This window comes from Leucobacter sp. HNU (assembly GCF_047946755.1).
In the GTDB taxonomy this organism is placed as follows: Bacteria; Actinomycetota; Actinomycetes; order Actinomycetales; family Microbacteriaceae; genus Leucobacter.
On the sequence record NZ_CP178837.1, the window covers coordinates 252,228 to 276,076 of the forward strand.

Below are 23,849 nucleotides of genomic sequence, written 5' to 3' on the forward strand. Positions count from 1 at the left end.
GCCTTCCCTGACAAGGAGGCAGCACAGTGGAATGGAACCCCGACCGCGAAGGGTACGAGCTCGACGAGCGCACCCGGGACGACCTCGCGCAGCTCTTGCGCACCTACGCCGGCGAGGTGGAGAGCGAGAGCCCTTCCGCCGGCGACGAGGAGCTCTCCGAAACGCTCCAAGACAAAGCTCACCAGCTCCGCGAACTGGCCACGCAATACGCCGAATCGTCGTTCATGCCTTGGACGTCGCCGGGGCTCGAACTCGTTGACGAGACCGTAGCGGCAGCAGTGGGCTGGAATGAGCTTCCCGACACGCTCACCAGCCTCCGCGACCTTCTCGAAGATCACCCAGACCCCGAGATCGACTTCGACTCAGTCCTCGAACGCCGGCTCGAGGAACGAAACCTCGAGGAGGGGCTGTGGATGATGGAGCAGGAGGGCATCGCGGAAGCGGCCGCCGAGCTGCAGCGGGAACAGCAGACGACCGAGGTGGTGTTGCCTGCAGAAGCGGCACGCGCGATCGCCGTCTCCGGCGATCACTACGCTGACCGGTTCCGATGGAGCTATGCGCCGACCATCACCGCTGCGTACCGGGAGGTCCATGCGTCCGCGCGTGAGGCGCACCGCAGCGCCGTCGACGGGGTCGCCACCCTCCGGCTGACTCCCGAAACCGTCGACGTGCTCACATCTTTCCGTGGGAGCGCCGACCAGGCGATCCGAGCGATCCCGACCGAGACCTACGAGCAGACTCTCGGCATCTACGGGCTGTCCACGCAGCGCCTGGGCGGAAACGGCGCGGCAGCGTTCTCGTTCTCCGTCGGCGCCGAGCATGGGGACAGGGCAGACGCGCTCCGCGTGCAGCGCGCCGAGTGGGCCCTCGCTGAACACCAGAAGCGGATCGACCCCGGCGCCGAGTTCGGCGATCGCGCATACGCGCCGGAGCCGCCCGGCGCGGCGCTCGTCATCGAGCACCAGGGCAACATCGAGGCCGTGGTGCGGGACCCTCGGTTCGCGGAGTACGCGCAGCTCGCCTCGACCGAGTTCCAACCTGGAGGATTGCCGGCGGTCTACGGCACCGTGCTCGCAGATGCGGGGCTGCCGTCGGAACGCATCGCCGAGATCCTCGACTCGATCCAGACCCAGCAGGCGACCGAGGCCGCGACGGAGCGCCAGGGCCCCCTGGCGCGTATCCGCCAGCTCTTCACCCGGCAGGCCGAGCACGAGGCCGCCCGCGTGGAGCTCGACGGGAGCGGGGCCGATCCTGCAGAGCCTGAGCGTACGGTGCTCGGGCAGCTCGACTATCTCGAGTTTTCGGGTCGTGTGAACGAGCTTCGACAGCGCGGCGCCATCGACCACGCGGCGGAGCAGCGCCTGATGGACATGGCTGAACAAGCAGCCAGTATCGAAGAGTTCAGGCAGTCATTCTTCCGTGAGGGGGATCGCCTGATGCTGCCCGAGGCGCAGCACTACCTCGGCTCAGTGCTCACCACACCGGAAGGGCAAACGCCTGCGTCGTGGGAGCAGTCCCTCGCACGGGCACGAGCAGCCGACTCCCAGGAGGTCACTGCGCCGGCTGTCGTCGACCAGGAGCAGGCTCCCGCTCTGGGCCTGCAGCAGGCCACGGCCGCGGAGGCAGACCGTCCGTGGGAGCCGCAGGGCGTGTTCGCCGAGCTGGACGCCCGCGGGTTCGCCGGACGCATGGTCGAGCTCCGGTCCGCTCAGGGCCTCACGGAGGCGCAGCAGGAGAGCGTCATGCAGCTCGCCCGAGACTCGGGCAGCCTCGACGGATTCGCCGCGCGTCTCCAATACGAGGGCGCCAAGACCCTCGAACCGTTCGCGTACAAGTACCTGACGAGCGCCGTGGTCGACCAGGAGCCGGCGAGTTGGGCGGAAGCGGGGGAGTGGGTGCGCGCCGCCGGGCTCGACCAGCAGCGCCCTGTCGCCGCCCCGAGCGTCCAGGCGAACGTCCCGAACGTCGACCAGATCCTCGACTCCGCGTTCCCCAAGCCCGGCGCGGAGGCCGTGACGGCGTTATCCGCTGCGACCGCGGCCCCGGAACGGGCACCGCGCGATCGCGAAGCACAGACCCCCACGCTCACCAGGTAGAAAGGACCTCACCATGAGCAACGAACTCGAGGAGATCGAGGAAGGCGTCAAGCGCCGATTCCAGGTCGCACTCATCGCCGGCCTCCGTGTCGGCCAGGAGCTCGCGACCGGGCTGAAGGAGCGGCTCGACAAGATCAAGGCCGTCCGGTTTGAAGAAGCTGCCCAGCTGCAGGCCGCGTTCGACCGTGACCGGGATCTCGCGGCCGCTGAGCTCGCGCAGACCGGTGCGCCGGAATGGTGGGCGAAGGCGACGCCCGATGACGTAGGCCGAGCCGCGGCCCTCGCCGAGGCGTGGGAGCCGCACATCGACGGCGGCACCGAGACCCGCGCGCACCTCTTCACGCAGCTCGAGGAGCGGTACGGGATCCGCAGCTACGAGACCGGCACCAGCCCTGAGCTGATCGCGGCTCAGCTGAAGGTCTGGGAGCAGGACCGCGAACGCGAGGCGGCCGCGGCCGGAGGCGATTTGACGGCGGAAGCTGTGGCGGAGATCTCCGCCAGCGAGAAGGTGCAGGACGCGGCGCGTAAGCCCAGCCGAGTCCGGTTCGAGCCCGTGCCCGGCAGCGAGGCTACCGCGGAGGCCACGCAGGCCGAGGTGCTCGCTCAGATCGCGAAGCTGCCCCCGCAGGAGCAGCTCACCGAGCAGCACCGCGAGGCGCTGAGCCAATGGGCGCGGCAGGACCCAGAGGTGGACGCCGCGATCTGGCGGAAGTACCCAGAGGTGTTCCCCGATGGACCGGCCGCCGGCAACGGGGGAGAGCAGGCGCTGCGAGGCGCGGATCGTGAACGAGGACGGGAGAGCACAGACCTTGCGGCCGCGAACCTCCACGCTCAGGACGCCGATCGGCTCGCCGGGGAGGCGCGCCAGGAGCAGGGGCTCGCTGCAGGGGACCCGAACAGCCCGCACGCGGCAGAGGCGCAGAAGCTGCGCGGCCAGGCCGCGAACGCTGACGTCGACGCGGACCTCGCCTACGACAGCGCCGACCGGCGCGCACTGTCGGCCGCGGTCCTCGAAGAGGAAGGCGTCGACGAGCAGGCCGTCGAGGCGCACATGATCTCCGACACGGCGCAGGGCAAGCCTGCGCGGGAAGCGGTGAAGGTGAAGCGCGCCACGAAGGCGCGGCCGAGCCGTGGGGCGCCCAGCCGTGGCAGAGGGATCGACCGCAGTCGGTGACAGATAGCAGATAGAGAAGTGGGGTTGGCTCGGGTAGTTGAGTCAACCCCGCTTGCCTGTGTCAAGAATTCCCCTCAGGGGAAGAACATGTCAACTGCCTCAGTGGTCGAAAATTACGATTGCGCAAACTGTTGGGGTCGTATCCAGAGAAGAGTTTCCTTGACAGCCGAAACGGTATGCGGTTACTTTCGAATCCCCATCAAAATACGGAAGGGTTCAGAATGAAGGCAAAACGAGTTTCCGGGTTTGTTGTAGGAGCAGTAGTTTTCTGTGCGACGCTGGGGGCGGGGATTACCCCTGCCCTGGCAGTTGATTCGTCCAAGAGTCCGTCAACGGAGACGGTGCGTGTTGAGATGTACCCGGAGAGTTTTGATCCGAAAGCTGCGAAGGCGCAGGGGTTTGAGATTCAGGTCAATAAGGACGGCACGCAGCAAGCAGTCCCGCTTACTGCTGAGGCGAAGGCAGCAGTTGCGCAGTTTCCTGAGCTCGCCGAGCCTCAGGTGGTGAGTTCGACGCCCGCTGCAACTCGAGCGAAGCTTGCGACCGCGCGAGCCGGAGATGGAGCGTGTGGGTACTCCACCCTCCAGATCAACCCGTCGGTTCGAGGCGGGTTGAACATCACCACCGGGTACGCGTCCTACAAGGGGCCCACGATCTTCCACAAGTGGATCGTCCGAGGGAACACCGTGAATACCGCGTTCTCGGAAGACTTCACCGGTTACAACGCCTCAACTACTTGGAGTGCGATGCACTATCACCCTGTGATGGGCTATGCGCACGGTAGCGGCGGACTTGGCTCAGACTCCTACATTCGCCTGCTCAACACACTTTCCTGCAGGCCTCTGAACTACACCACCTCGTGGTAGCACTGACAACAGGGTAGGTTCCTGGTACGGCGCGAAAGGAGGGCTTGGAGTTGAACGGAAAGCGATCGCGGGTCCGGAAGCTGGGTGAGCTTGGCGTGGTGATGGACCTAGCTGACTGGGATCTCCTTGCCCTCCTTTTTGTGAGAGACGCCTGGGGCATCCCGGTGGCCCCCGCCATACCCCCGCTCCACAACGCCCAACTGCCCACTTGGCCTAAGAGGCCGGAGAGCGGGGAGCTGACCGTTCAAGCCTGGGAAACCTATTGGGGTGAAAGAATTTCGGAAATCGACGGCGGGATCGTGGAGAGTAGATCGACAAGAAGCATTAGGGATCACCTCGCTTCCCTCGGGGTAGATACCGAAGCGCTTGGCGGCTGGTCATCATCTATTCATCTTCAGGGAATCCGAATAAAGCCGTCTCGGCTACCTGAACTTGACGTCTTGGGAGAACTGTCGACTGCGGTCAATGCTGGGCTGAAGCGTGTAGTGTTCCTGCCGGTGTCTGGACAGTTTGCAGAACGAATATCACCCCGGACTCTTCTTCTCTCTTCAGATACGCGCTTCGAAGCCGATACGTATGCGCGAGCGTTGAACGACAGCCATTCCGGTTTGCGTTAGTGACGAAGCGGGGGTCCGAACCATCTGGTTCGGACCCCCGCTTTCCCGTTCAGGCTATGTGTCGAGTCCTGGCGCCGGGACGTCCCGCTCATCGCCCAGGAGCGCATCGTTCGGGCGCTCGTGGGGGAGGGGTGTGCCGAGCTTGGACTTCGGGGAATCCTCGGTCGCGAACGGTCCGCCCTCACCCATTAGCACACCCATGTGGTAGTCGCCGTGGTCTTTGAACCACACGCTCATCCCGGTCGCAGGGTCCAGGCGAAGCTTCTCCCAGGCCCGCCAGATCGAGTCGATCCGAGTGCGGGCCTCGGGGTCCCGCCACCAGTCCTCGCGCCAGTTGGGCGAGGTGCCGCGGCCGGGGAGCTTCCGACGGTATACGTGCCGGCACCAGCCGTCGAACCAGGCGATCGCGTTTGCGAACACGAGCTCCGGCTGCGGTGCCTCCTCCTTCTCCGCGGGCGGCTCCGCCGGCGGGGCCGGGGCGCGCAGGCGCTCGGTGAGTTCCGAGAAGAACACCATCATCGCGCCCGCGTCGACCATGGCGCCCGGTGCCGCGGCCGCGGCGGGTGCCGACGGTGCGACTTCCGCGTCGGTGTCCGGCTCTGGTTCAGTCTCGGGATCCTCCGGCGGGAACATGTCGTCGTTCATCACGCGGCCTCCAGTTCCTCGAGCTCGGCTTCGACGCGGTGCAGCTCGATGATCTCGGCCTGCAGCGTCTCCTCACCCTTCGGGTCGTGCGCCAGGATGGACGCCGCGACCGCATCGGCGTGCGGGCCGTGCATCCACGGCACCGTGCGCACGAGGGCGGCACGGTTGCCAGCTGAGAACACGATCGCGCGCCCCTTGGGGAGCGCTGCGAGATCCGCGGCCGTCATGGTGCGCTCGCGGTGCACCTGGCGGGACACGCTACGGTTGCCCATGCCGCCGCCGCTGGTCGACGTGCTCACCCGGATCCGGTCGTGCTCGCCGATGATCTTCGAGCGGTCCTCGAGGAATTTCTCCTCGTCGACGTTGCCGCCGTAGACGCGGATGTTCGCGGCCGACCAGAGCTTCGCCATGCCGCGCTCGCCCCACACCTCGACGCCTTGGGACCAGGACTGCAGGATCACCATCAGGACGATGCCGCGGGAGCCGTAGTGCGAGTACAGGTCGGGGAGCTGCTTCCAGCGGCACACGTTCGCGGCCTCATCGAGCACCAGCACCATCGGGGTCGGGAGTCGCCCGCCGCGCGATTTCTTCGCGTAGTCGACGGCCGCCTCCGCGACCGCGACGGTGAGCGCGGTGACGATGGGGCCGGCGCTGCCGACGCCTTCCATCGAGAGCGAGTACAGGGTGTCGCTCGAGCGCACGAACTGGTGCGGGTCGAACTCTTCACGGATGTCGTCCTCGCCCTGCTTGCACGTCCACCGCTGGATCTTCTTGCTCGTCAGGCACGCCACCATCTGCTCGGCCGTACCGAAGATGCCGTCTCGCTGGCGCTCGGTCTTGTTGATCGAGCCCGAGAGGCGGTCCGCCTGCAGCTGGTAGCCGTGCTGCTCGAGGATCTCCACCGCATCCGTGTTCGTCGGCCGCGTCACCCACTGGTACACCTGCGTGACGGGCTTGCTCGAGAGGGCGGCCGCGAGGATCAGGTCGGCGAGGAGGTTCATGCCGACGTTGTCGAAGTACGCGTCGGTCTTCGCGCCGGCCTCGCGGGAGGCGTGCGCGAAGTGCTGGGCAAGGGAGAGCGCGGAGTCCTCGTCGACGACATAGGACAGCGGGTTCCAGTACCACTGGTCGGAGGGCTCGTCGGCGACCTGCTGCGGGTCGAACACCCACACGCGGCCCTTCTTGCTGCGGGGATCCCGGGTCGCGTCGACGACGTCGCGCTTGTTCGACGTCGTGAGCACCGCACCAGGTGCGTCGAGGATCGCCGGGATCGCGCGCGACGCGCTCTTGCCCTGACGCGGACCCCAGATGTCGACGTGCACGTCCTCCCAGGAGCCGTAGAGCGGAGTCCCGGTCGCCAGGTGCTTCCCGATCGGCACGCCGATGTGACCCGTGACGTGCAATCGCTCGGCCGTCGCCGCGGCGCCCTGCGGAGACAGCGACTGCAGGTCCTTCATCGTCGCCATGTGCCGCGAGGCCGGGTCGACGCGAGTCTTCCGACGTCGGCTCCGCGACCAGGACACCACGGCGAGCGTGCCGAGCGCGGCCAGGACAAGGAAGCACGCGGCCACGAACCACCACGCCGAGTCGGGCCAGGGCGTTTTGCCGTAGAAGACGCCGAAGACTCGCTCGGGGTACGTGCTGGTGAGCTCGACGCCGGCGAGCTTGTTCGCGAGCGTCGCGGACAGCCAGATCACGCCCGAGGCGGTCACACCGGCGCCGAAGAGCCCGGCTCCGACGATCACACCGGGTGTGATCCCGCCGGGATCCTTCACTCGATCGTTGCGGTTGATCGTCATGCTGCGGTCCTCTCCTTGCGGCGGCCACTGCGGGACAGAAGATCCCACCTGGAGCTCGTGTTCGACGGGTCGATCTCGATGGGCGTGAGCCCGACCTTGAGTGGAATTCCCGGCTTCCCCGCGATCTTGATCAAGAACTTCCCGATACCGGGAGCCTCAGAAGCCTGCCCGCTGTACGGGTCCCACTCGTCCGGCATCTGCCACGACTTCAACAGCTCCTGCTCGGCGTTGGAGAGCGGGATGACCTTGTTGAGCTCCGGCATCTCAGAGCCCGGGAGGCCACCGAGCACCACGTAGCCGGCGCGCTCGATGAAGCCGCGTGCCTTCATCCGGTCCTCCTCGCTGGGGATCGCGTCAGCGTCCTTCAGCGTGTGAGTGATGTAGGCCATGCCGGTGCCGAGGGTGCGGTTCAGGCGGGTGAGCGCGTCCATCCGGTCGACCATGCCGCGGCCGACGCGCAGCGCACGCCACAGCTCGTCGACGATCGCGAAGTAGTGGCGGCGCGGCTCGATCCCAGCGTCCGCGAGGACGTGGGCGATGTTGATCATGCCGAAGCTCTGCGACCAGCACGCCATGAGCACTGCCGCCTGCAGATCCATGTTGTCCTCGCCGATCGAGGACACGTCGTACACCACTGCGCGATCGCGCATCATCGGTTCCGACGTCTGCTCCGCGAAGATCCCTCCGAGGCGGCCTCCAGAGATCAGACCGGAGAGCGAAACCTCGAGATCCTCAGTCAGCTGCCGGTACCGGTCGAGGTGGCCACCGTCGAGCGCCGCCTCGCGGAGGTCTGCAGGGGCATCACGCACCACCTGCAGGAGGTCCGCCAGGACAGGGATCCCATCGTGGTGCGCATCCAGGTACCGCAGCGCGGCGTCCAGGATCATCTCTTCACGCTCGACCGGCTCGGTCTTGCGCTGGATCGTGATCAGAGACGACAGCATCGTCTTGCGTCGATCGTGAGCGTCCGCCAGGACCTCGCGGGCCTCCTTCTCGCGGCCGTGCTCGCGCAGGAGCGCCGCGGCGTCGTGCGCCTCGCCAGGGTCGAGCACGTTCAGGTGCCCGCGTCCGGGGCCGAGGGAGATCACCTGTCCGCCGAGCTCACGCACCAAATCGACGTAGTCCGGTTTCAGGTCGGCGGTCGCGATCGGGATCGTGCCGTACGCCGACAGCCCCGTCACCGTGTGCCGGACATAGGAGCTCTTTCCGGTGCCGTTGAGCGCCAGGACGAACATGTACGGGTTGCGGATCAGCTTCGCCCGCTGGAACCAGGAGATCGGGTCTGCGCAGACGGTCGCACCCGTCAGAAGGTGGCGACCCATCGGGACGCCGACGACGGGGGTGCCGGCGCCGACGATGAACGGATAGAAGCCGCACACCTGGACGGTTGTCGCCCGGAACTTGTCGGCATCCTGCACGACGACGGCCTCGCCGCCGGCGACCCCCTTCCATCCGCGGCCGCTGGGGCGGAGACCGCCGACATATGCCGCGATCTCTGCCCCGAGCAGCTCGAGCGCGGTCTCCTCGATCGCGCGCGCCTCGGCGATTTTCCGCTCGAGCTCTGCAGCGCGCTTGCGCTTGCGGGCGCGCGCCGCCCGAGAGCGGCGGGACCTCGCCGAGGCCTGACGGTGGGTTCGAGTACTCAACATCGCTCGGTCTCCTAGTCCTGGTCGCGCAGCTGGGTCGGGATCTGCAGGAACCGCTCGAGGGGGAGCCCGAGCGGTAGGCACGCGGCGAACGCGGAGTCCTGCGAACCGAAGACACGACGCAGCCGCACGCGAGCGGTCGGCGCGAGCGAGTCGATCGCAGACACCGCTACAGCCGCGTGGTCCGGGCCGTTGACCGTGGCGGTCACGAGCATCCCGAAGCTCACCAGGCCAGCGCCCGCGGCCTCTTCATTCGCGGTGGCGTGAGCAGCACGCTGCGAGGCGGTCGCCCGGGACGAGGGGCGATTCCCGCTCGTCACCCGGAAGTCGGCCGCGTTCTTGTCCTTCTCTACCAGCTCTGCTGCACGCCCGGACGGGATGGGCTTGTAGATCAGCGTCACTCGCTTGCGCAGAATGTCGCGGTGCGGGGAAAGCAGCTTGGCCAGGACCTGCGACTGCACGATGCCGGTCGGTGCCTGGCTCATCTGCCAGGTGATCGAGTAGCCCGAATCGTGTCGGTAGTCGTCCCAGCCCGCCTCATGGGCGGCGGGGCCGACGTCGGCCCAGGTGAGGTCAGCGGAGGTGCCCTCGGCGTGCGCCTTTTCGATCCAGACCGCCGAGTCGGGATCGTAGGCGATACGGACGAGCTCGCACAGTTCGTCGGGGCCGACAGCGTGCATGGCGCCGGCGCCGGCGGCCTGCAGCGCCTGCGTGAAGTTCGGCATACGCGACGCGAGATCGCGCGCCATTTCCTCCGGCGTCTTCTTCTTCTCGCCCGGCACGCCGGCGGTGAACGTCAGCGCGACGTAGGCGCGGACCATGCTCGCTCCAGCCGGGTACGATTCCACGGCCTGCGCCATCATCGTGAGCGCGTACTGGGGAGCGTTGGGGTCGAGGTTGCCCGACACTTCCTGCTCGAGCCGGCGCCCGGAGTCGGGCGTGGTCTCGATCGTGACCGATGCCGCGATGAGGCTCGGCTCGTCAGCCATCTGCGCGAGCCAATGCCCGTAGTGGGCCACTTGCTAGTCGATCACCTCCGCGTCGACGAGCGTCGCTCCGGACGGCTCAGACGCGAACACGATCGAGTACGAGTTCGCAGCGGGCATCCGGAGCAGTGCGAACGGGCGCCCATACCCGTCGGTGTGCTGGGTCAGGCTCGTCGGGGCCAGCAGGCCCGGGAGCTGGTGGGTGCCCCACTTCGCACGGCCCAGCGGGCCAGAACGGTAGAGGTTCGCGCCCGAGCCCTCGGTGCGGTACCAGCCGATTTTCTCGGTGATGCGCTGCGCGAGGGAGCGATGGTGGCCGTCGCGGGTCTTCATCGCGAACAGCACGAATCCGAGGAACAGCACCCAGGCGCCAGCCATCAGGATGCCGTTCTCTCCGCCGAGCATCATCAGGATCATGCCGATGATCGCGCCGCCGAAGATCATCAGGGTCCCCAACGTGCCGAGCCCCATGATGCCGGCGGACTGGGGTCTGCGGTAGTTGCCGTAGGTACGGACGGGGGTTCACTTGTTGCCACTGGGCTCTCCCATGCTCTCTTCGCCGAACTGCTTGAATTGCTGACCCGCCTGCTTGGCGGCGTCGACTACTGCTCCCGCGGCCGCCACACCGGCGCCGACGGGTCCAGCCGCTGCAGCACCGGCACCTGCTCCGGCTCCTGCTCCGGCGCCGGACGATGCTCCGCCCGCGGCCGCACCGGACGGGGCCCCGCTCGAGGCGCCTCCGCCGGCTCCAGCTCCTGCCCCGGATCCGGCCTGCGACTGCGCCTGCTGCTGGGGCTGCTGCTCACCGCCAGGCGCAGCGCCGCCACTGCCACCAGTCGGGGCCTGGCTCGCACCGGACGGCGAACCGCCGCCGGAGCCACCGCCACCGCCGCCGCTCGGCATCAGGTTCTTGATCGCCTGCGCACCGCTCGGCAGCATCGAGCCGGCCATGGCTCCAGCGAATCCGCCGCCCGCGGCCGCCCCGGCCGCCATGGCGCCCACCATCGGGGTCACCAGGCGCATGAGCGCGGGGAGCGCGAACAGCGCGATGATCATCATCATCAGGCCCGTCAGGATCGTGATGACGTCGTCCGCGCCCTTCACGGGTGTGCCGGTGAGCATGAACGCGGTCCCGTAGATGACCGCCGCGACTGGCTTGTAGAGCGTCCAGGCGATCAACCAGGCGAGTACCTTCTCCCACCACTGGTGCCCCTTCTGACCTGCCATGGCCGATGCAGCTGCGGCGGCCAGGAAGCCAGCGAGAAGGACAACAGCTGCTGACCGGGCGATCATGAGGAGAATCTGGCCGCCGGAGGTGAAGACTGCGATCAGGCCGAAGATGATCAGGAGGATCGCGCCGAGCGGCCCGCTGAGCGTGAGCATCTTGGAGATGTTGTCTCCGAAGCAGGCTCCGCCGGAGACGGTGATATCGCAGGAGGTCGACAGCATGAAGAAGTACTTGCTGAACTCGTCGCCCGCCTTCAACACCACGCCGAGGATGGGGATCGCGCCGCCCATGACGATCGCCAGGCGCAGGAGATCTCGCATCGCGGCCTGCCCGGGCTCGGCTCGCATCTGCCAGGCCATACGCGCGGCGGAAACCATGAGGCCACCAATCGCGATCGCGAAGGTGAGCCACAGCATCGAATCCTGCAGCCACTGCACTGTCGAGGTGACCACCGGCTGCCTCGACATCCCGATGATGAGATTCACGATCCCGGGCGCAACTCCGATGACCGCTGCGGCCGCGAGGATGAGCCCGATCCGTCCGACCGCGAGGTACGCCTCACCGTTCCGATGCTTCACCGCGATCATCGCTCCGAGAATCGTGAGCGAGATGACCGTGATGATGAGCGAATACCAGCTGATGGTCCCGAGGAGATGCTCGATGGGGGCGGTGAGGGACCGGGGCTGCTCCGGGGAGTCCCAGCCGAGGTGCCCTGAGAGAGAGCGTTCGAGGGGACGAACAGCCAGACCGAGCCGAGCCCCGCGATCATCCGTCCGAGAGCCTCGAGGACCATCGCCGCGAGGGTGTCCATCCCGTCCTTCATCGCACCGGCAGCGATATCGCCGAAGGCCTCACCGGCCTTACAGCCGATGTCCCACCATTCGCACTCAGCCACCGGACACTCCAGCGTTCACGGGCCACTGCACGTAGCCGGCGAGGTTGGGCAGCTGCGCCGGAGGGAGCTGGTCGTACTGGCCGTAGTCGAACAACCAGTCACCCCGCTTGTCGTCCCACTTCAACGGGACGAGCATCGAGAGGTATGCCGTCTTGCCCTTGCCGTCCGCCGTGAAGGCGACGTCCACCAGTGCCTTGTCGCCCGAGTATTCAGCGAGTCGGAAGCCGGCAACCTGCAGACGCATTGAGGGCGAGCTCGAGCTCGTGGATCCCGCAGCGCTCGCGAGCATCTGGTCTTGAACCGGGCCCGGTGCGACGCGTGACTGGATCACTTCGCGACGCAGTTCGGGGTTGGGCGCCGACAGCTGCGAGACGCCCGCCGATGCCGCGAGTACCGCGCCCGTTGGGGTGCGGGAGAAGCACTCCCACACCCCAACGTCGCTCGGCTTGCTCTTCACCGGCACCGGGAACGTCGTCTGCCCCGAGACCTCCCACGAGGCCCGGGGAGCGAGGTCCAGCCGACCCTGTAGCTCGACCGGGCCCGCCGGACAGCCAGAAGCCTCAGCGGTTGGCTGAGGCTGCTTGGTGGCGGGCGTCGACGTGTCGCTGTCCGCCGGTATCGACTTCGTGATGATGACGGCCGCCGCACAGCCGACCGCCAGCACGACGACGGCCACAGACGGCCAGAAGGTCCACTTCTTCACCTTCGACTCCCGCCCCAACATCAGAAGCCAGCCGCCGCGGTGATCCAGCTCACGATCAAGCTCGCGGATCCCGCGATCGAGATCCCGAGGAGCCACTTCATGAGCGTCGGACTGATCTCGTGGCCCTCGCCGCGACCCTTACTGATCGCGAACGTCAGGCCGACCACGACCAGCCCGATGACGCCCACGACGAGCGCGACGTACTTCAGTCCGCCGAGGAATGCGACCAGCCCGCCCGAGCCCGGGGGCGCCTTCGGAGCGGGATTGGGGGCATCCCAGGCCCTCAGAATCTCGGCAGCCTGGGCGACCGGGGCCTCGACCAGCTGGGCGACCACGGCCGCATGGGTGTGCAATGTCGTCGCAGCCTCCGCGACCGGCTGCACGATTTCAAGCAGGGTCATTTCTTCTCTACTTCCTGGCTCAGGGAACGCAGCGTCTGGAGTGTTTTCCGAGCGGCCGCAGGCAGCCGCTCATCAGGGATGACCGACCCCGGGCGCCACAGCTCGACCCAGGGAAGTGACCACGACAGCGGCACTCCTCCGGAGACCACCTGGGCCTCATCGCGGATCGGCTTGAGAGTCCTGCCCGGGGCATCGGCTGACCAGAGGATCCCGGCCACCTCCACGCGCGGGACGACTCCCGAGGCCCACTGCTGGATCGCCTGCTGAGCGGCGTAGACGCCCCGCCCATCGAGACGAGCCACCAGCACCACCCGAGACGGGGCGGTCGGGGAGACCGGCCACGCGTGCCCGGCCTCCCAGAACCCCAGATGCTCGGCAACCGTCGATTCGCCGGCGCCGCCATGCGCTCCGAGCACCCACCAACCTGGTGCGCCCTCGCGGAGCGGGAGCAGTCGCCCAGGCTGGGGGACCCCGGCCTGCGGCGCAGTCGCCCCGAGCGGCTCGGCAACCTCTGGCTGCAGCTCCGACTCGGCGGGACCAGTGACCGCAGTTCGCGACACCCAACCATCGACACTCACGACGCTTCGTTCCTCTTCTTCTTCGGACGCCGGACGCGCACTTCGCGCGCCCGGTCATCTGTCAGAAGCACCCCCGCGCGCACCAGGAGCGCGCGGGGAGAAGGTGCACGAAAGTCGTGCACCTTCTGATCGCTACGGATCGACGGAAGGACCCCGATGCGCCCCCAGCCCAGGCTTCGAACGGCACTCCTCGCAGGCATCCTGGCCATGACCCTCACGGCCTGCGCGAGCGAATCTGAGCCCGCGCACCCGCCGCACGAGACGGACCTCGAATCCGCCCCGGACTTCCATGGAGGCAAGCCCCGCACCCCCGAAACTGAAGCCATCTGGGACGACGCGGCCAAGCGTGCAGCGGTCGACGCGGCAACCGCGACGATGAACGCCTACGTCTCGAACCGCGGCAAGACCCGGGACGCCTGGTGGGCGGCGCTGTCCCCGCACCTCGATGCGATCGCAACCCGCGACTACGCGTGGGTCGAACCGTCTGCGATTCCCGCGACCGCCCTCACCGGAACCGTCGTCGTCACCGCCGGCGAAGCGCCCACGCTCGCGTACGCGACCGTTCCCACGAACGCCGGGGAGTACACCCTCACCCTCTCCCGCAAGGACGGCTCCTCGCCTTGGGAAGCCGGACGGATCGAGCCGGCGAACGGGTCGCGCTGATGAAGGGCAAGGGCGGAGCATTCCTGCTCGCGGCGCTCCTGCTCCTGTCGCCACTCGGGCTGATCGGGCTCGGAATCATCGTGCTCGCAGCGGGCGAGGACTGTACCCCTCCGCGCTGGTCGACGTCGACGGGGCATCCGGAAAGAAGGTCGCCGGATTCGAGGGTGAGCAGCTGAAGAACGCCGCGCTCATCATCGAGGCCGGAGCCGACATGGGCCTCTCCGTGAACGACCAGACCATCGCGGTGATGACGGCGATCGGCGAATCGACGCTGCGGATCCTGAACTACGGCGACGAGGCCGGCCCGGACAGCCGCGGCCTCTTCCAGCAGCGCGACAACTGGGGACCGCTCGCGGACCGGATGGACGCGAAGAAGTCGGCCACCCTGTTCTACAACGCGCTCATCAAGATTGACGAGAACGACCGTAAGACCCTCCCGCCCTCGATCGTCGCGCACCGAGTCCAGATCAACGCCAACCCGTACCACTACGAGCCGTTCTGGAAGCCCGCGCAGGAGATCGTCAAGGCCCTCACCGACGGCAAGTCCGGCGGCTCGAGCTGCAGCGCAGGCCCGAACCCCGGCGGCAGCACCTCCATCAGCAAGAAGGGCTGGGCTGCCCCGAGCCGCGGGCCGATCACCAGCGCCTACGGCGGCCGCGATGGCAAGTTCCACTCCGGCGTCGACCTCAGCGGCGGCGGGTGCGGAGGTCCCATCTGGGCCGCGTACCCCGGCGCGGTCTCCTACGTCGGGCTCGACGACCTCAACAACGGCGTGATCTACATCATCCACGAGGGCAAGCTCGAGACCCGCTACGTGCACATGTTCCCGAGCCAGATCTACGTGCGCGCCGGCCAGAAGGTGAAGGCCGGACAGCAGATCGCCGCCGTCGGAGCCTCCGGGCAGGCCTTCGGCTGCCACCTCCACTTCGAGGTCAAAGAGGTCCGCGGCATCACCGACTGGTCCGGCTTCCACGACCCCATCCCATTCCTCCGCGAACGCGGTATCACCTTCTAAGCACGGACACTCCAGAGGAGAGCACCATGACCAACACCAGCATCAAGACGGCCGCCGAGAACACGGATGCCGTCACCGTACAAACCTGGCCCCGGCTCACCGCGGTGACCCGACAGGCGTCCGAGACGGGACTCCTGCTCGAGGTCGAGCTCACGTTCGTCGGGAAGCCCATCCACCGGACCGCACCAACCGAGTACCTCGCACGAGCCGTGATCCTCAACGAGGCAGTCCAGCGAGCGCGAACCATCAGCAAGCCGATCGCGGTCTGGGTCAACCCCGACGGCGACGAACCGCTCCGCCTCGCCGTCCGACCGTCCGGAATCGTGCAAGAGCTCGACGATGAAAACCGCATCAGCGACGCGAGCGCCCTGGTGCCTGCCGAGTTCCCCTGCTTCTCCTGCTTCACCCCGACCCCGCTCGTCGGCCCCTGCCTCAAATGCGCCGAGCCGCACCCGTTCGCACGAGAAGACGTCGACGGCGACGCCGAATCCCTGACCCCGAATGATGAATCGCTCGAGCGGCACTTCCCCGGAGTTGAGCTCCACCCCGCACCCGGCGCCACGAACTCTCCCGTGACGAGCCGATTCCGTCGACGCCACCTGCCATGGATCGTCACCACGGCGATCGTCCTTCCCCTCGAGGCCGCCGGCGTCGGGATCTACTTCCTGCTGGCCTGAGCCCCCACACAGCGCCTGCAGGACGCACAAAGGGCCGAGCACCACCTGGTGCTCGGCCCTTCTTCGTCTCCAGCTACAGCCTGCCGGGACCATCCGCCGGCAGGTAGGCCACGACGGACTCATGCACCAGATCCGCAGACCGCACCAGCATCCGGAGCTGCCGCTCGAACGACGAACCAGCGAACCCCGGACGGTCGCCCACGACGCGCGAGAACGCTGCCGTGAGCGAGGCGAGGAGACCCAGGAAAGAGACCACCTCGGGCACCCTCGCATGGCTCATCTGCTCCTCGAGCTCGCGAAGGCCGGAAATCACGGAATCCGGCACGACGAGCGGCAGGCTGTCGAACTCGCCCTCGAGCCGATACCAGCGCTCGACATGCACCCGCACTTCCTCCGCCGCGTCCACAGCCCCGGGGCCGCCCGCACGCAGCAGCTGCATCCCTGCCTCCTGCAGCACGGACGCGACCGCATCCCAGGCGCTCCGAATCGGCACCCCGCCGGACGTCGGCCGCACGGAGAGCTGCGTCATCACGAGGCTCGTGAGGACAGCCGGCGAATCAACCGTCAACACGGTCACCCCGACCCTGCACCACCGAACCAGTCTCGGCGAGGCGGCGAATCGCATAGTGGAGCACGCGACGCTGAGACCGGCCGGCGGGCACCCGCTCGACAAGCTCGAGGAGATGCGCCACGTTGGGATCCTCTGCGGTGAGGCGGAGCACGCACGGCCCGAACAACCGCATCAGCACGACGTCGAGCTGCGTGCCGTCGCGCCGCGTCGAGACCCGCGGCACGCGAGCGAGCTGCTCCTGCAGATACACCAGGTCCCGCTCTCCGGCGCTCATCTGGCACGGGCTCGGATTCGGCCCGGACGCGACCCTCGCGTCCTCATGGGTGATCGGCATGGTTCCCCCTTCAAATCTGGTCTGCTGCACAGAACGTCGCGGCCGCGCACCAGCAACGACAAAGCCCCCGGCACCGAAGCCCCGGGGGCTTGATCGGACGATCACCCTCGAGCGGGATCGAGCGTGAAGCCCGTTGGACGCTCCCCTTGGGGACGTAGATCGCGGTGCGCTCACCGCAGCTGCCCCCTCAAATCGGTGAGAACGTGCTGATCCCACGGGTACGCTGCATGCAGCTCGCAACGCTGCTCCTCAATCCGCGGGGACCCGTCACGACGTCTAGGGTCGACGCTCTCAGGGTCGATCTCGAACACCGTGATGCCGTCAGCCGGAACCTGTTTCAGTTGGAAGCCGCCCTCCGAGGTGCGCTCGGTGTACCTGATGATGTCCTCCTGCCCAGATGCGGAGCACAAAAACCCCGAACGCACCACCTCCGGACCCCGTGGCCTTGATCATGTTCGCCATCGCCGCGAGCTGCACTGTGGATTCGGTCTTCCACATCTCGTGCGCAGTTGCGCTCACCCGTGCGAAATCCGCCCGCGCCTGTACGGCTGGGGGGGGGACCCCGAAGATGTAGACGCAAATCATGATGCAGACGATCACCACTCTGACCACCCACACCCAGAACTCAGCGAGGAAATCACCAACGGACCCAAGTCAGTACGGCACATTCCATCGACGAGTGGCTTGTCGGCTGGTGGACTCGGTCGAAGGGTGCGTAAAGGCCGTATTCAAGCAGCAGCGTGCCTGCCCGCCTGCCCGCACGGAAGTATCCCGCTAGACACCTCATACCGAAGAAGCGCTGCTCACCGCAACGCAGCCCGAGCGGGTTTTGGCCTATTCGCGCCACGAGAACGCACGCGCCCGTCCACGCAACCTAGGGCATCTACCAGAGCACTTGGTCAGGGCCTAGTGAGGAAGAAGGGAAGGCAGAAGTTGGAGGCCGTGATCGGCTCGGCCGCCGCTAGCGTCCCGGCCGTGCGCACCGAAGTCCGCAAGCTGAACAAGCACGCATGAGTACTTGATCCGCGACGGTTGGCACCGACGACGCCGAGAAGGAGCAGCGAAGTGCGTCGCCGAAGACGCACTTCGCGCCAATGGCGGTCTTGAGAGAGTCGCGGTTCCACCGTGCGTGGTCTAGTGATCATCGCAATTGGGGCGCCCGTGGCCCCAGAAGCCCCGTGTGATCCTGCGAACTAGCTGCGGACACCACGTCGGGGTCGCGGCTTGTGAGTTCATTCGGGGTGCTCATATTTGAACAAGAGGAGTTATGAGTCTGGAAGCAACGTCGCCGGTCAAGAGCGTGTGGAGGAGTCGATTCTTCGTGCGTATTGGATCTGGACTACTCATCCTCCTGACTGCATGGCATATTTTTGCATCTTTCCTTTGGATTTATCCGCCTTCGCCGTTGAGGCAACTGGTTCCTGACGGTGCGCTGAGCGGATACATGCTTCCGTTCTTCGGGCAGTCTTGGAGCGTCTTTGCTCCGGAGCCGATCAATGGTGACTACCACTTCAATGTCCGGGCCGTAGTGAAGGCGAAGGACGGCGAAAAGGAGACCGGGTGGGTCAGTGCAACCGAGGTAGAGCTGAGCATGGTCATCAATCACCCGTTCCCCCCGCGGGCCGGCATTCAAGCTGAGGAGCTCGCGAGCATGCAGAAGTCGGCCTGGGACCAACTTGACGAGAGCCAGCAAAGCATTGCCGCTTCGAACTATTACAAGGGCAACTGGCAAGCTCGCATGAAGAGTGCCCTCAATGTGGAGAGCGACAAGGTCTATCTAGTCGATGAATATATGGCTCGCGAGCGTCAGGCGACCGCATACGCCACCCAAGTTGCAAAGGCTATCTGGGGAGATGACGTCCTTCGAGTCCAGTATCGCGTGAGTCGTCAGAACGTTGTGCCATTCATTGATCGCAACTCGCCTAACGCCGAGCGGCCCGCTCCTCAAGTTGTGGAGACAGGCTGGAGAGGACTTCTCGTCGAGAAAGGCCAGAACACTGAGCGGTTCATGGAAGTGTTCAGATCGCAGTATGAGCGGATGGTGAGCTCGAATTGATTACAACCAATAGGATGGATTCGGGACCTGCTGCCAACGCCGATGATCGTCCCATTCCGCGTGTTTTGGTGGTGATTGGTTCGCTCATCGGAGAGGCGTCACGAAGCATTGTGCGCGCAACCATGCGGGGTATCGATTTTCTGAATGACTGGCTCTTCACGGCAAAGCGAGCCAGATATGGCATTGCCGTGACCAGAGTTTTTGTCGGCCTCGCCGCCATCGGGATGTTGCTAACGAACTTCAGCACCAGGTACTACTCGTTCGGATCAGGGGCGGCATGGAATGGTGAAGCCGCGAACGCAGTTAGCGACTTCCCTCACATTTTCATTTTCAGCCTGTTTCATCAGGTGATGATGAATGATGGGCTTCTGACGACCTACTATCTCGTACTCTTTGTCCTCGCAATTCTTGTTGTTTTGGGCTGGCGGTTTAGGCTGGTTCTGCCTGTGTACTTTGTGCTCTGGGTTGGTTTTATCGAGTCTAATGACATGCTCGGAGACCAGGGCGACAACATGTACCGAATTGTCCTCATCTTGATGCTGTTCACAGACGCAGCAGGAAGGTGGTCCCTCGATGCACGCCGACGAGTCAATCGAGGAGAGACCTTCCGTGCCGGTGGAGTAGCCAACCGACTTGGAACCCTCGCGCACAACCTTGCCATTGTGGCTCTCGCGGCTCAGGTGATCCTCGTCTATACCTCAGGTGCATTATTCAAAGCGGGAGGCGCCCCCTGGCAGGAAGGCAGGGGTATATACGATCCCTTGTCGACTGCAAGATTCGGAACATGGCCGGCCCTATCGGACCTGATCACAGCCTGGGGACCGTTGGTAGCCGTGATTTCCCTCGGCACGGTCTTCCTGCAAGCTGCGTTCCCCTTCATGCTCCTTCGCCGAGGTACGCGCATCATCGCCCTCGTTGGAATGCTCATGTTCCATCTTGGAATCGCGGTCCTCATGGGATTGCCCTGGTTCTCAATGATCATGGTAGCCGTCGACTCCATCTTTATCCGCGATCGCACCTGGAAAAGCATGACAACGCGACTCTCAATTGCCTGGCAGCGAACGCAGAAAAGACCCATGAACGAGACGCTAAGTCCACCTTCGTCTACCAAAAATATTGGCCCGCAGGTCATCATTTCAGAGTGAAGTGAGCTGAGTATCAATGAATCTTTCGAAAGATCGAAGCCAGTTTCCTGACCAACCCACACACGAGAAGCAGATAGGAAGCAGTATGACTACCTCCTCTTTTAGATCAATGGGCGGCAAGAGTGCAAAGGCAGGAGTGGGCCTCCTTCTGGGAGGTGCACTGGTCTTTGTGAGCAGTCTGCCTTCCAATGCTACCGCACTCGCTAGTCCTGACATCACTCCGTTTGCGGCAGTGGACGTTGCCTGCGGAACGGCACCCCCAATTTACGTGAATACCGGAGATTCGAAGCTTCTCAAATACGCTGTTGACAGCGCCACGGGCAAACTTACGGCTGTTGGTGACCCGGTGAACTTGGGGAGCGTGTATGGTGACATTGCTGTGACTCCAAATGGCGATCTCTACGGCGTCACGCTTTATCCGCCGTATTTGTTTGCCAAGATTGACCCGACGACGGGTGGCCAGATTGACACATTTTCTGCCGATTCGCCCGATGCTGAAGGGATCGGGTCGGCAAATGCGCTTTCGGCTTACTCTGACGGCAATCTGCTTATTGGTTCCTCGGGCACGTCAACGATCTATTCATTTAATCTTGCGCAGAAGGATTTCAGTCCGGTTTTCGAGTGGCCTAAGCTGTCAAATGGAGAGCAGCTTGTCTCGGCTGGAGATTTCCTCAAGCTGCACTCCGGAATAATCTTGGGTCTCGCGACGAATCAGGCCGCTTCTGTTTCATTTTTGGTTAGCTTCGATCCTGTGACTCTCAAGTCCGAGGTAGTGGGCAAGATCCCGGTGACTTATGGTGCGGCTCAGGTAGATGGTCGGATCTACATTTTCGGTCCGTCCGGGGCCTATTACATGAATGGCGTTCCGACGATCCCGTCGGAACAGGACGTTTTCGTTACAAAGGCGGAAGGCGTCACACTGGACGCCTACGGGGCGTCGTCGCAGGGTGATTCGGTTCCGTGCGTGCCTCCGGTTCACGGCGCGAACGCGTCGGCGTCGGCGTCGGCCTCTGCGAAGGCAACGGCGAAGGGTGATCCGGCAGCGAAGGCTGCGGCTCAGTCGGCTGCTCGTCCGGATGCGCAGACCGCGGCGAAGGCGGCGGCGGATGTGTCCGCGTCGTCGGCGGCGCAGTCCGCGGCGGACCCGGACGCGACGACGAACACGGCGGCTGATGTGTCGTCGGATCCGTCGGCAGCGGCACAGGCGGCTGCGTCTCCGTCGGCGAACTCGAAGGCTTCGTCGGCAGCGAACGCGAAGGCCTTGTCGGCCGCGAACGCGGATGCGTCGTCGGCGGCGAAGGCCGCGGCGGAGTCGGACTCCTCGACGAACGCGTCGGTCGATTTCGCTGCGAACGCGAACGCGTCGGCGTCGGCGTCGGCCTCTGCGAAGGCAACGGCGAAGGGTGATCCGGCAGCGAAGGCTGCGGCTCAGTCGGCTGCTCGTCCGGATGCGCAGACCGCGGCGAAGGCGGCGGCGGATGTGTCCGCGTCGTCGGCGGCGCAGTCCGCGGCGGACCCGGACGCGACGACGAACACGGCGGCTGATGTGTCGTCGGATCCGTCGGCAGCGGCACAGGCGGCTGCGTCTCCGTCGGCGAACTCGAAGGCTTCGTCGGCAGCGAACGCGAAGGCCTTGTCGGCCGCGAACGCGGATGCGTCGTCGGCGGCGAAGGCCGCGGCGGAGTCGGACTCCTCGACGAACGCGTCGGTCGATTTCGCTGCGAACGCGAACGCGTCGGCGTCGGCGTCGGCCTCTGCGAAGGCAACTGCGAAGGGTGATCCGGCAGCGAAGGCTGCGGCTCAGTCGGCTGCTCGTCCGGATGCGCAGACCGCGGCGAAGGCGGCGGCGGATGTGTCCGCGTCGTCGGCGGCGCAGTCCGCGGCGGACCCGGACGCGACGACGAACACGGCGGCTGATGTGTCGTCGGATCCGTCGGCAGCGGCACAGGCGGCTGCGTCTCCGTCGGCGAACTCGAAGGCTTCGTCGGCAGCGAACGCGAAGGCCTTGTCGGCCGCGAACGCGGATGCGTCGTCGGCGGCGAAGGCCGCGGCGGAGTCGGACTCCTCGACGAACGCGTCGGTCGATTTCGCTGCGAACGCGAACGCGTCGGCGTCGGCGTCGGCCTCTGCGAAGGCAACGGCGAAGGGTGATCCGGCAGCGAAGGCTGCCGTGGATGCGACTGAAAAGGCGGGTGGCTCCCTTGCGACCACTGGTAGCGAGATCAGCTGGCCTCTGATCGGAGGAGTGGCAGTGCTCGCGCTTCTTGGCGGGGGCGCCCTTCTCTTGGTTCGACGGAAGCGGGGGCAGGAACTGTAGCCGCACAATGAACATCCGTGTCGGCTACTCCCCACCCCAAAGCTGACGCGGATCCCCGGGGCTCGGAGCTTCGTCCTCCGCCCCAACCTTTCGGACTAGTCCCCTTCGAAAGGCGGTCCTGGGTGGAGAGCCGTTTCTGTGCGGCGCTCCATCCAGGACCTTTCCAATTGTTGGCCGCCGTGGCGATTCCGACCCAATGAAGAGGGCCCGCGGCAGAGTCGAACTCCGCGACGAACGCGTCGGTCGAATTATCTGCGAACGCGAAGGCGAGCGCGTCCGTATCGATGTCAGCGTCGGCGCCGGTTTCGGCGAAGGCGACGGAGAGCGAAGATCAGGTAGGAAAGGTCGCGGACGTGACCGAAAAGACGGGTGGATCCCTTTCGACCACTGGTAACGAGATCAGCTGGCCGCTGATCGGGCATCTGCCTGGCACGGAGTCCAGGACACCTACGCGTGACGCCATCAGTAAGAGCCGAGTCGATAGCCGCCTCGGATACGCGGCCGTTACGCACAGCATCTACCAGAGCAGTACCCCAGGGCCCGTCTGGCCCCGGCATCATAAGATCCTGACCGGAACTGGCGGAGTCTACGGTGTCGCGCACCGCCGTCCAGTCGGACACCACCACTCCATCGAAACCCCACTCCAACTTGAGCGGAGCCTGAAGCAGGGTATTGGCTGACATGATCACTCCGTTCACCTTGTTGTAGGCGGACATTAGCAACCACGGACGCTCGTTCACGATGCGCTCGAAGGATCCAAATACACTTCCCGGCGCACGCGCTCGTCCACGATGACATTTATGGTCATGCGCTCAGTCTCACAGTCTTTCGCCGAATAGTGCTTTGGTGTCGCCGCGACTCCATTCTCTTGAACGCCCGAGACATAAGCAGCACCTTTTGAGGAACGGCGTACTGATCTTGGACATCGTGCCGTCTTCGCGGATCGACAGACTGAAGTCGAGAAGGGCGTGCTTCACTATCCCGGACTGGAGTATGGTGATGCTCTGGTGAATTTGTAGGGGAATCGTTCACGGTTCCGATTCTGATTGTGGATGCCGCGTCCCGCTCCATCATCAACATTCCGTGGTCGGGGAAGCCGTGGGCGAGTCCGCTGAACTCAGTTGCCGGACAAGAGTCCTGAAACTCGGCAGCGGTAGTTTGCGACACCCATGCGCACTATGCGTCACTGTGGTCTGTGGAGACGCTCGTGGCGTATGCTGCAGTCAAACTTGACTCGAAGGATGGTGTCACTTGGAGTTGTGAGAACAGAAATGCATCACACTGTGCAACGTCGCACGATCGTGAAGAGCGTCGCGTGGTCTATCCCAGGGATCCTCGCGGTTGACGCTGCACCACACGCTGTGGGCTCATCGGCACCGATGGTTTACGGGTTCCGTGTTGATGGAGCCCATAGAGTGTTTGGAGTTGTCGACCCTG

Annotated in this window: 20 protein-coding genes and 1 pseudogene; 10 read left to right on the top strand and 11 right to left on the bottom strand. The window is 65.4% G+C overall.

The genetic code is table 11. The features are described 5' to 3' along the window. Window positions 1-26: 26 nt before the first annotated feature. The 3 genes from AB3K78_RS01245 to AB3K78_RS01255 all read left to right on the top strand — a co-directional run bounded on the left by AB3K78_RS01245 (window position 27) and on the right by AB3K78_RS01255 (window position 4,136). The gene (locus tag AB3K78_RS01245; protein WP_416445459.1) at window positions 27-2,096 is read left to right on the top strand and encodes a hypothetical protein; all 2,070 of its coding nucleotides are present in this window, start codon (window positions 27-29) and stop codon (window positions 2,094-2,096) included. A gap of 13 nt (window positions 2,097-2,109) precedes the next feature. After that, window positions 2,110-3,270, top strand: coding sequence for a hypothetical protein (locus tag AB3K78_RS01250; RefSeq protein ID WP_416445461.1), 1,161 nt, complete (start codon window positions 2,110-2,112; stop codon window positions 3,268-3,270). A gap of 221 nt (window positions 3,271-3,491) precedes the next feature. Beyond that, a complete protein-coding gene (locus AB3K78_RS01255; protein ID WP_416445463.1) occupies window positions 3,492-4,136 on the top strand; it encodes a hypothetical protein in 645 nt (214 codons plus the stop codon). A gap of 671 nt (window positions 4,137-4,807) precedes the next feature. Here AB3K78_RS01255 and AB3K78_RS01260 read toward each other — a convergent pair. The 6 genes and pseudogenes from AB3K78_RS01260 to AB3K78_RS01285 all read right to left on the bottom strand — a co-directional run bounded on the left by AB3K78_RS01260 (window position 4,808) and on the right by AB3K78_RS01285 (window position 12,415). Then, window positions 4,808-5,398 (bottom strand): DUF4913 domain-containing protein, encoded by a 591-nt coding sequence (locus AB3K78_RS01260; RefSeq protein ID WP_416447277.1) that lies wholly within the window; start codon window positions 5,396-5,398, stop codon window positions 4,808-4,810. Next, the gene (locus tag AB3K78_RS01265; protein ID WP_416445465.1) at window positions 5,398-7,197 is read right to left on the bottom strand and encodes a TraM recognition domain-containing protein; all 1,800 of its coding nucleotides are present in this window, start codon (window positions 7,195-7,197) and stop codon (window positions 5,398-5,400) included. Before AB3K78_RS01265 ends, AB3K78_RS01260 begins: the two co-directional genes overlap by 1 nt. After that, entirely contained in the window at window positions 7,194-8,846 is a 1,653-nt protein-coding gene (locus AB3K78_RS01270) for an ATP/GTP-binding protein (RefSeq protein WP_416445467.1), read from the bottom strand. Before AB3K78_RS01270 ends, AB3K78_RS01265 begins: the two co-directional genes overlap by 4 nt. Window positions 8,847-8,857: 11 nt before the next feature. Then, window positions 8,858-10,330: pseudogene (locus AB3K78_RS01275) on the bottom strand (SCO6880 family protein); the annotation flags it as partial. A 21-nt stretch (window positions 10,331-10,351) separates the two neighbouring features. After that, on the bottom strand, window positions 10,352-11,644 hold the full coding sequence (locus tag AB3K78_RS01280) for a hypothetical protein (RefSeq protein WP_416445469.1): 1,293 nt from the start codon (window positions 11,642-11,644) through the stop codon (window positions 10,352-10,354). Between the two features lie 300 nt (window positions 11,645-11,944). Continuing rightward, window positions 11,945-12,415 (bottom strand): hypothetical protein, encoded by a 471-nt coding sequence (locus AB3K78_RS01285; RefSeq protein ID WP_416445471.1) that lies wholly within the window; start codon window positions 12,413-12,415, stop codon window positions 11,945-11,947. Between the two features lie 121 nt (window positions 12,416-12,536). Here AB3K78_RS01285 and AB3K78_RS01290 point away from each other — a divergent pair, with 121 nt between their 5' ends. Further along, complete coding sequence (locus tag AB3K78_RS01290) at window positions 12,537-12,698, top strand: hypothetical protein (protein WP_416445473.1); 162 nt, start codon at window positions 12,537-12,539, stop codon at window positions 12,696-12,698. Here AB3K78_RS01290 and AB3K78_RS01295 read toward each other — a convergent pair. After that, window positions 12,676-13,056: a hypothetical protein gene (locus AB3K78_RS01295; protein ID WP_416445475.1), complete on the bottom strand. Its 381-nt coding sequence runs from the start codon at window positions 13,054-13,056 to the stop codon at window positions 12,676-12,678. The genes AB3K78_RS01290 and AB3K78_RS01295 overlap by 23 nt on opposite strands. Continuing rightward, window positions 13,053-13,472, bottom strand: a complete 420-nt coding sequence (locus tag AB3K78_RS01300) for a DUF6668 family protein (protein ID WP_416445477.1) — start codon at window positions 13,470-13,472, stop codon at window positions 13,053-13,055. Before AB3K78_RS01300 ends, AB3K78_RS01295 begins: the two co-directional genes overlap by 4 nt. Before the next feature lie 318 nt (window positions 13,473-13,790). Between AB3K78_RS01300 and AB3K78_RS01305 the strand changes: the two genes are divergently transcribed. The 3 genes from AB3K78_RS01305 (at window position 13,791) to AB3K78_RS01315 (ending at window position 15,989) form a co-directional block, all read left to right on the top strand. After that, complete coding sequence (locus AB3K78_RS01305; RefSeq protein ID WP_416445479.1) at window positions 13,791-14,297, top strand: hypothetical protein; 507 nt, start codon at window positions 13,791-13,793, stop codon at window positions 14,295-14,297. A gap of 211 nt (window positions 14,298-14,508) precedes the next feature. Then, window positions 14,509-15,312: a M23 family metallopeptidase gene (locus AB3K78_RS01310; protein WP_416445481.1), complete on the top strand. Its 804-nt coding sequence runs from the start codon at window positions 14,509-14,511 to the stop codon at window positions 15,310-15,312. A gap of 26 nt (window positions 15,313-15,338) precedes the next feature. Further along, on the top strand, window positions 15,339-15,989 hold the full coding sequence (locus AB3K78_RS01315; protein WP_416445483.1) for a hypothetical protein: 651 nt from the start codon (window positions 15,339-15,341) through the stop codon (window positions 15,987-15,989). Window positions 15,990-16,062: 73 nt separating this feature from the next. Here AB3K78_RS01315 and AB3K78_RS01320 read toward each other — a convergent pair whose 3' ends face one another. After that, window positions 16,063-16,518 carry a hypothetical protein gene (locus AB3K78_RS01320; protein ID WP_416445485.1) on the bottom strand — a complete coding sequence of 152 codons (456 nt, stop codon included), beginning with the start codon at window positions 16,516-16,518 and terminating at the stop codon, window positions 16,063-16,065. A 28-nt stretch (window positions 16,519-16,546) separates the two neighbouring features. Continuing rightward, window positions 16,547-16,894 carry a hypothetical protein gene (locus AB3K78_RS01325; protein WP_416445487.1) on the bottom strand — a complete coding sequence of 116 codons (348 nt, stop codon included), beginning with the start codon at window positions 16,892-16,894 and terminating at the stop codon, window positions 16,547-16,549. Window positions 16,895-18,161: 1,267 nt separating this feature from the next. Here AB3K78_RS01325 and AB3K78_RS01330 point away from each other — a divergent pair. From AB3K78_RS01330 to AB3K78_RS01340, 3 genes are all read left to right on the top strand, one after another. Next, on the top strand, window positions 18,162-18,950 hold the full coding sequence (locus tag AB3K78_RS01330) for a DUF5819 family protein (protein ID WP_416445489.1): 789 nt from the start codon (window positions 18,162-18,164) through the stop codon (window positions 18,948-18,950). A 14-nt stretch (window positions 18,951-18,964) separates the two neighbouring features. After that, the gene (locus tag AB3K78_RS01335) at window positions 18,965-20,095 is read left to right on the top strand and encodes an HTTM domain-containing protein (RefSeq protein WP_416445491.1); all 1,131 of its coding nucleotides are present in this window, start codon (window positions 18,965-18,967) and stop codon (window positions 20,093-20,095) included. Between the two features lie 268 nt (window positions 20,096-20,363). Then, complete coding sequence (locus AB3K78_RS01340; protein WP_416445493.1) at window positions 20,364-22,412, top strand: LPXTG cell wall anchor domain-containing protein; 2,049 nt, start codon at window positions 20,364-20,366, stop codon at window positions 22,410-22,412. A 287-nt stretch (window positions 22,413-22,699) separates the two neighbouring features. Here the strand turns inward: AB3K78_RS01340 and AB3K78_RS01345 are convergent, their stop codons facing one another. Continuing rightward, entirely contained in the window at window positions 22,700-23,128 is a 429-nt protein-coding gene (locus tag AB3K78_RS01345) for a glycoside hydrolase family 3 N-terminal domain-containing protein (RefSeq protein WP_416447278.1), read from the bottom strand. Window positions 23,129-23,849 lie beyond the last annotated feature (721 nt).

What these genes read in the sequence shown, in the direction of transcription:
- AB3K78_RS01250 (WP_416445461.1), top strand. Translation starts at nt 2,110, where the DNA reads ATGAGCAACGAACTCGAGGAGATCGAGGAAGGCGTCAAGCGCCGATTC.
- AB3K78_RS01255 (WP_416445463.1), top strand. Translation starts at nt 3,492, where the DNA reads ATGAAGGCAAAACGAGTTTCCGGGTTTGTTGTAGGAGCAGTAGTTTTC.
- AB3K78_RS01260 (WP_416447277.1), bottom strand. Translation starts at nt 5,398, where the DNA reads ATGAACGACGACATGTTCCCGCCGGAGGATCCCGAGACTGAACCAGAG.
- AB3K78_RS01265 (WP_416445465.1), bottom strand. Translation starts at nt 7,197, where the DNA reads ATGACGATCAACCGCAACGATCGAGTGAAGGATCCCGGCGGGATCACA.
- AB3K78_RS01270 (WP_416445467.1), bottom strand. Translation starts at nt 8,846, where the DNA reads ATGTTGAGTACTCGAACCCACCGTCAGGCCTCGGCGAGGTCCCGCCGC.
- AB3K78_RS01280 (WP_416445469.1), bottom strand. Translation starts at nt 11,644, where the DNA reads ATGATCGCGGTGAAGCATCGGAACGGTGAGGCGTACCTCGCGGTCGGA.
- AB3K78_RS01295 (WP_416445475.1), bottom strand. Translation starts at nt 13,056, where the DNA reads ATGACCCTGCTTGAAATCGTGCAGCCGGTCGCGGAGGCTGCGACGACA.
- AB3K78_RS01305 (WP_416445479.1), top strand. Translation starts at nt 13,791, where the DNA reads ATGCGCCCCCAGCCCAGGCTTCGAACGGCACTCCTCGCAGGCATCCTG.
- AB3K78_RS01310 (WP_416445481.1), top strand. Translation starts at nt 14,509, where the DNA reads ATGGGCCTCTCCGTGAACGACCAGACCATCGCGGTGATGACGGCGATC.
- AB3K78_RS01315 (WP_416445483.1), top strand. Translation starts at nt 15,339, where the DNA reads ATGACCAACACCAGCATCAAGACGGCCGCCGAGAACACGGATGCCGTC.
- AB3K78_RS01320 (WP_416445485.1), bottom strand. Translation starts at nt 16,518, where the DNA reads ATGACGCAGCTCTCCGTGCGGCCGACGTCCGGCGGGGTGCCGATTCGG.
- AB3K78_RS01325 (WP_416445487.1), bottom strand. Translation starts at nt 16,894, where the DNA reads ATGCCGATCACCCATGAGGACGCGAGGGTCGCGTCCGGGCCGAATCCG.
- AB3K78_RS01330 (WP_416445489.1), top strand. Translation starts at nt 18,162, where the DNA reads ATGAGTCTGGAAGCAACGTCGCCGGTCAAGAGCGTGTGGAGGAGTCGA.
- AB3K78_RS01335 (WP_416445491.1), top strand. Translation starts at nt 18,965, where the DNA reads ATGGATTCGGGACCTGCTGCCAACGCCGATGATCGTCCCATTCCGCGT.
- AB3K78_RS01345 (WP_416447278.1), bottom strand. Translation starts at nt 23,128, where the DNA reads ATGTCCGCCTACAACAAGGTGAACGGAGTGATCATGTCAGCCAATACC.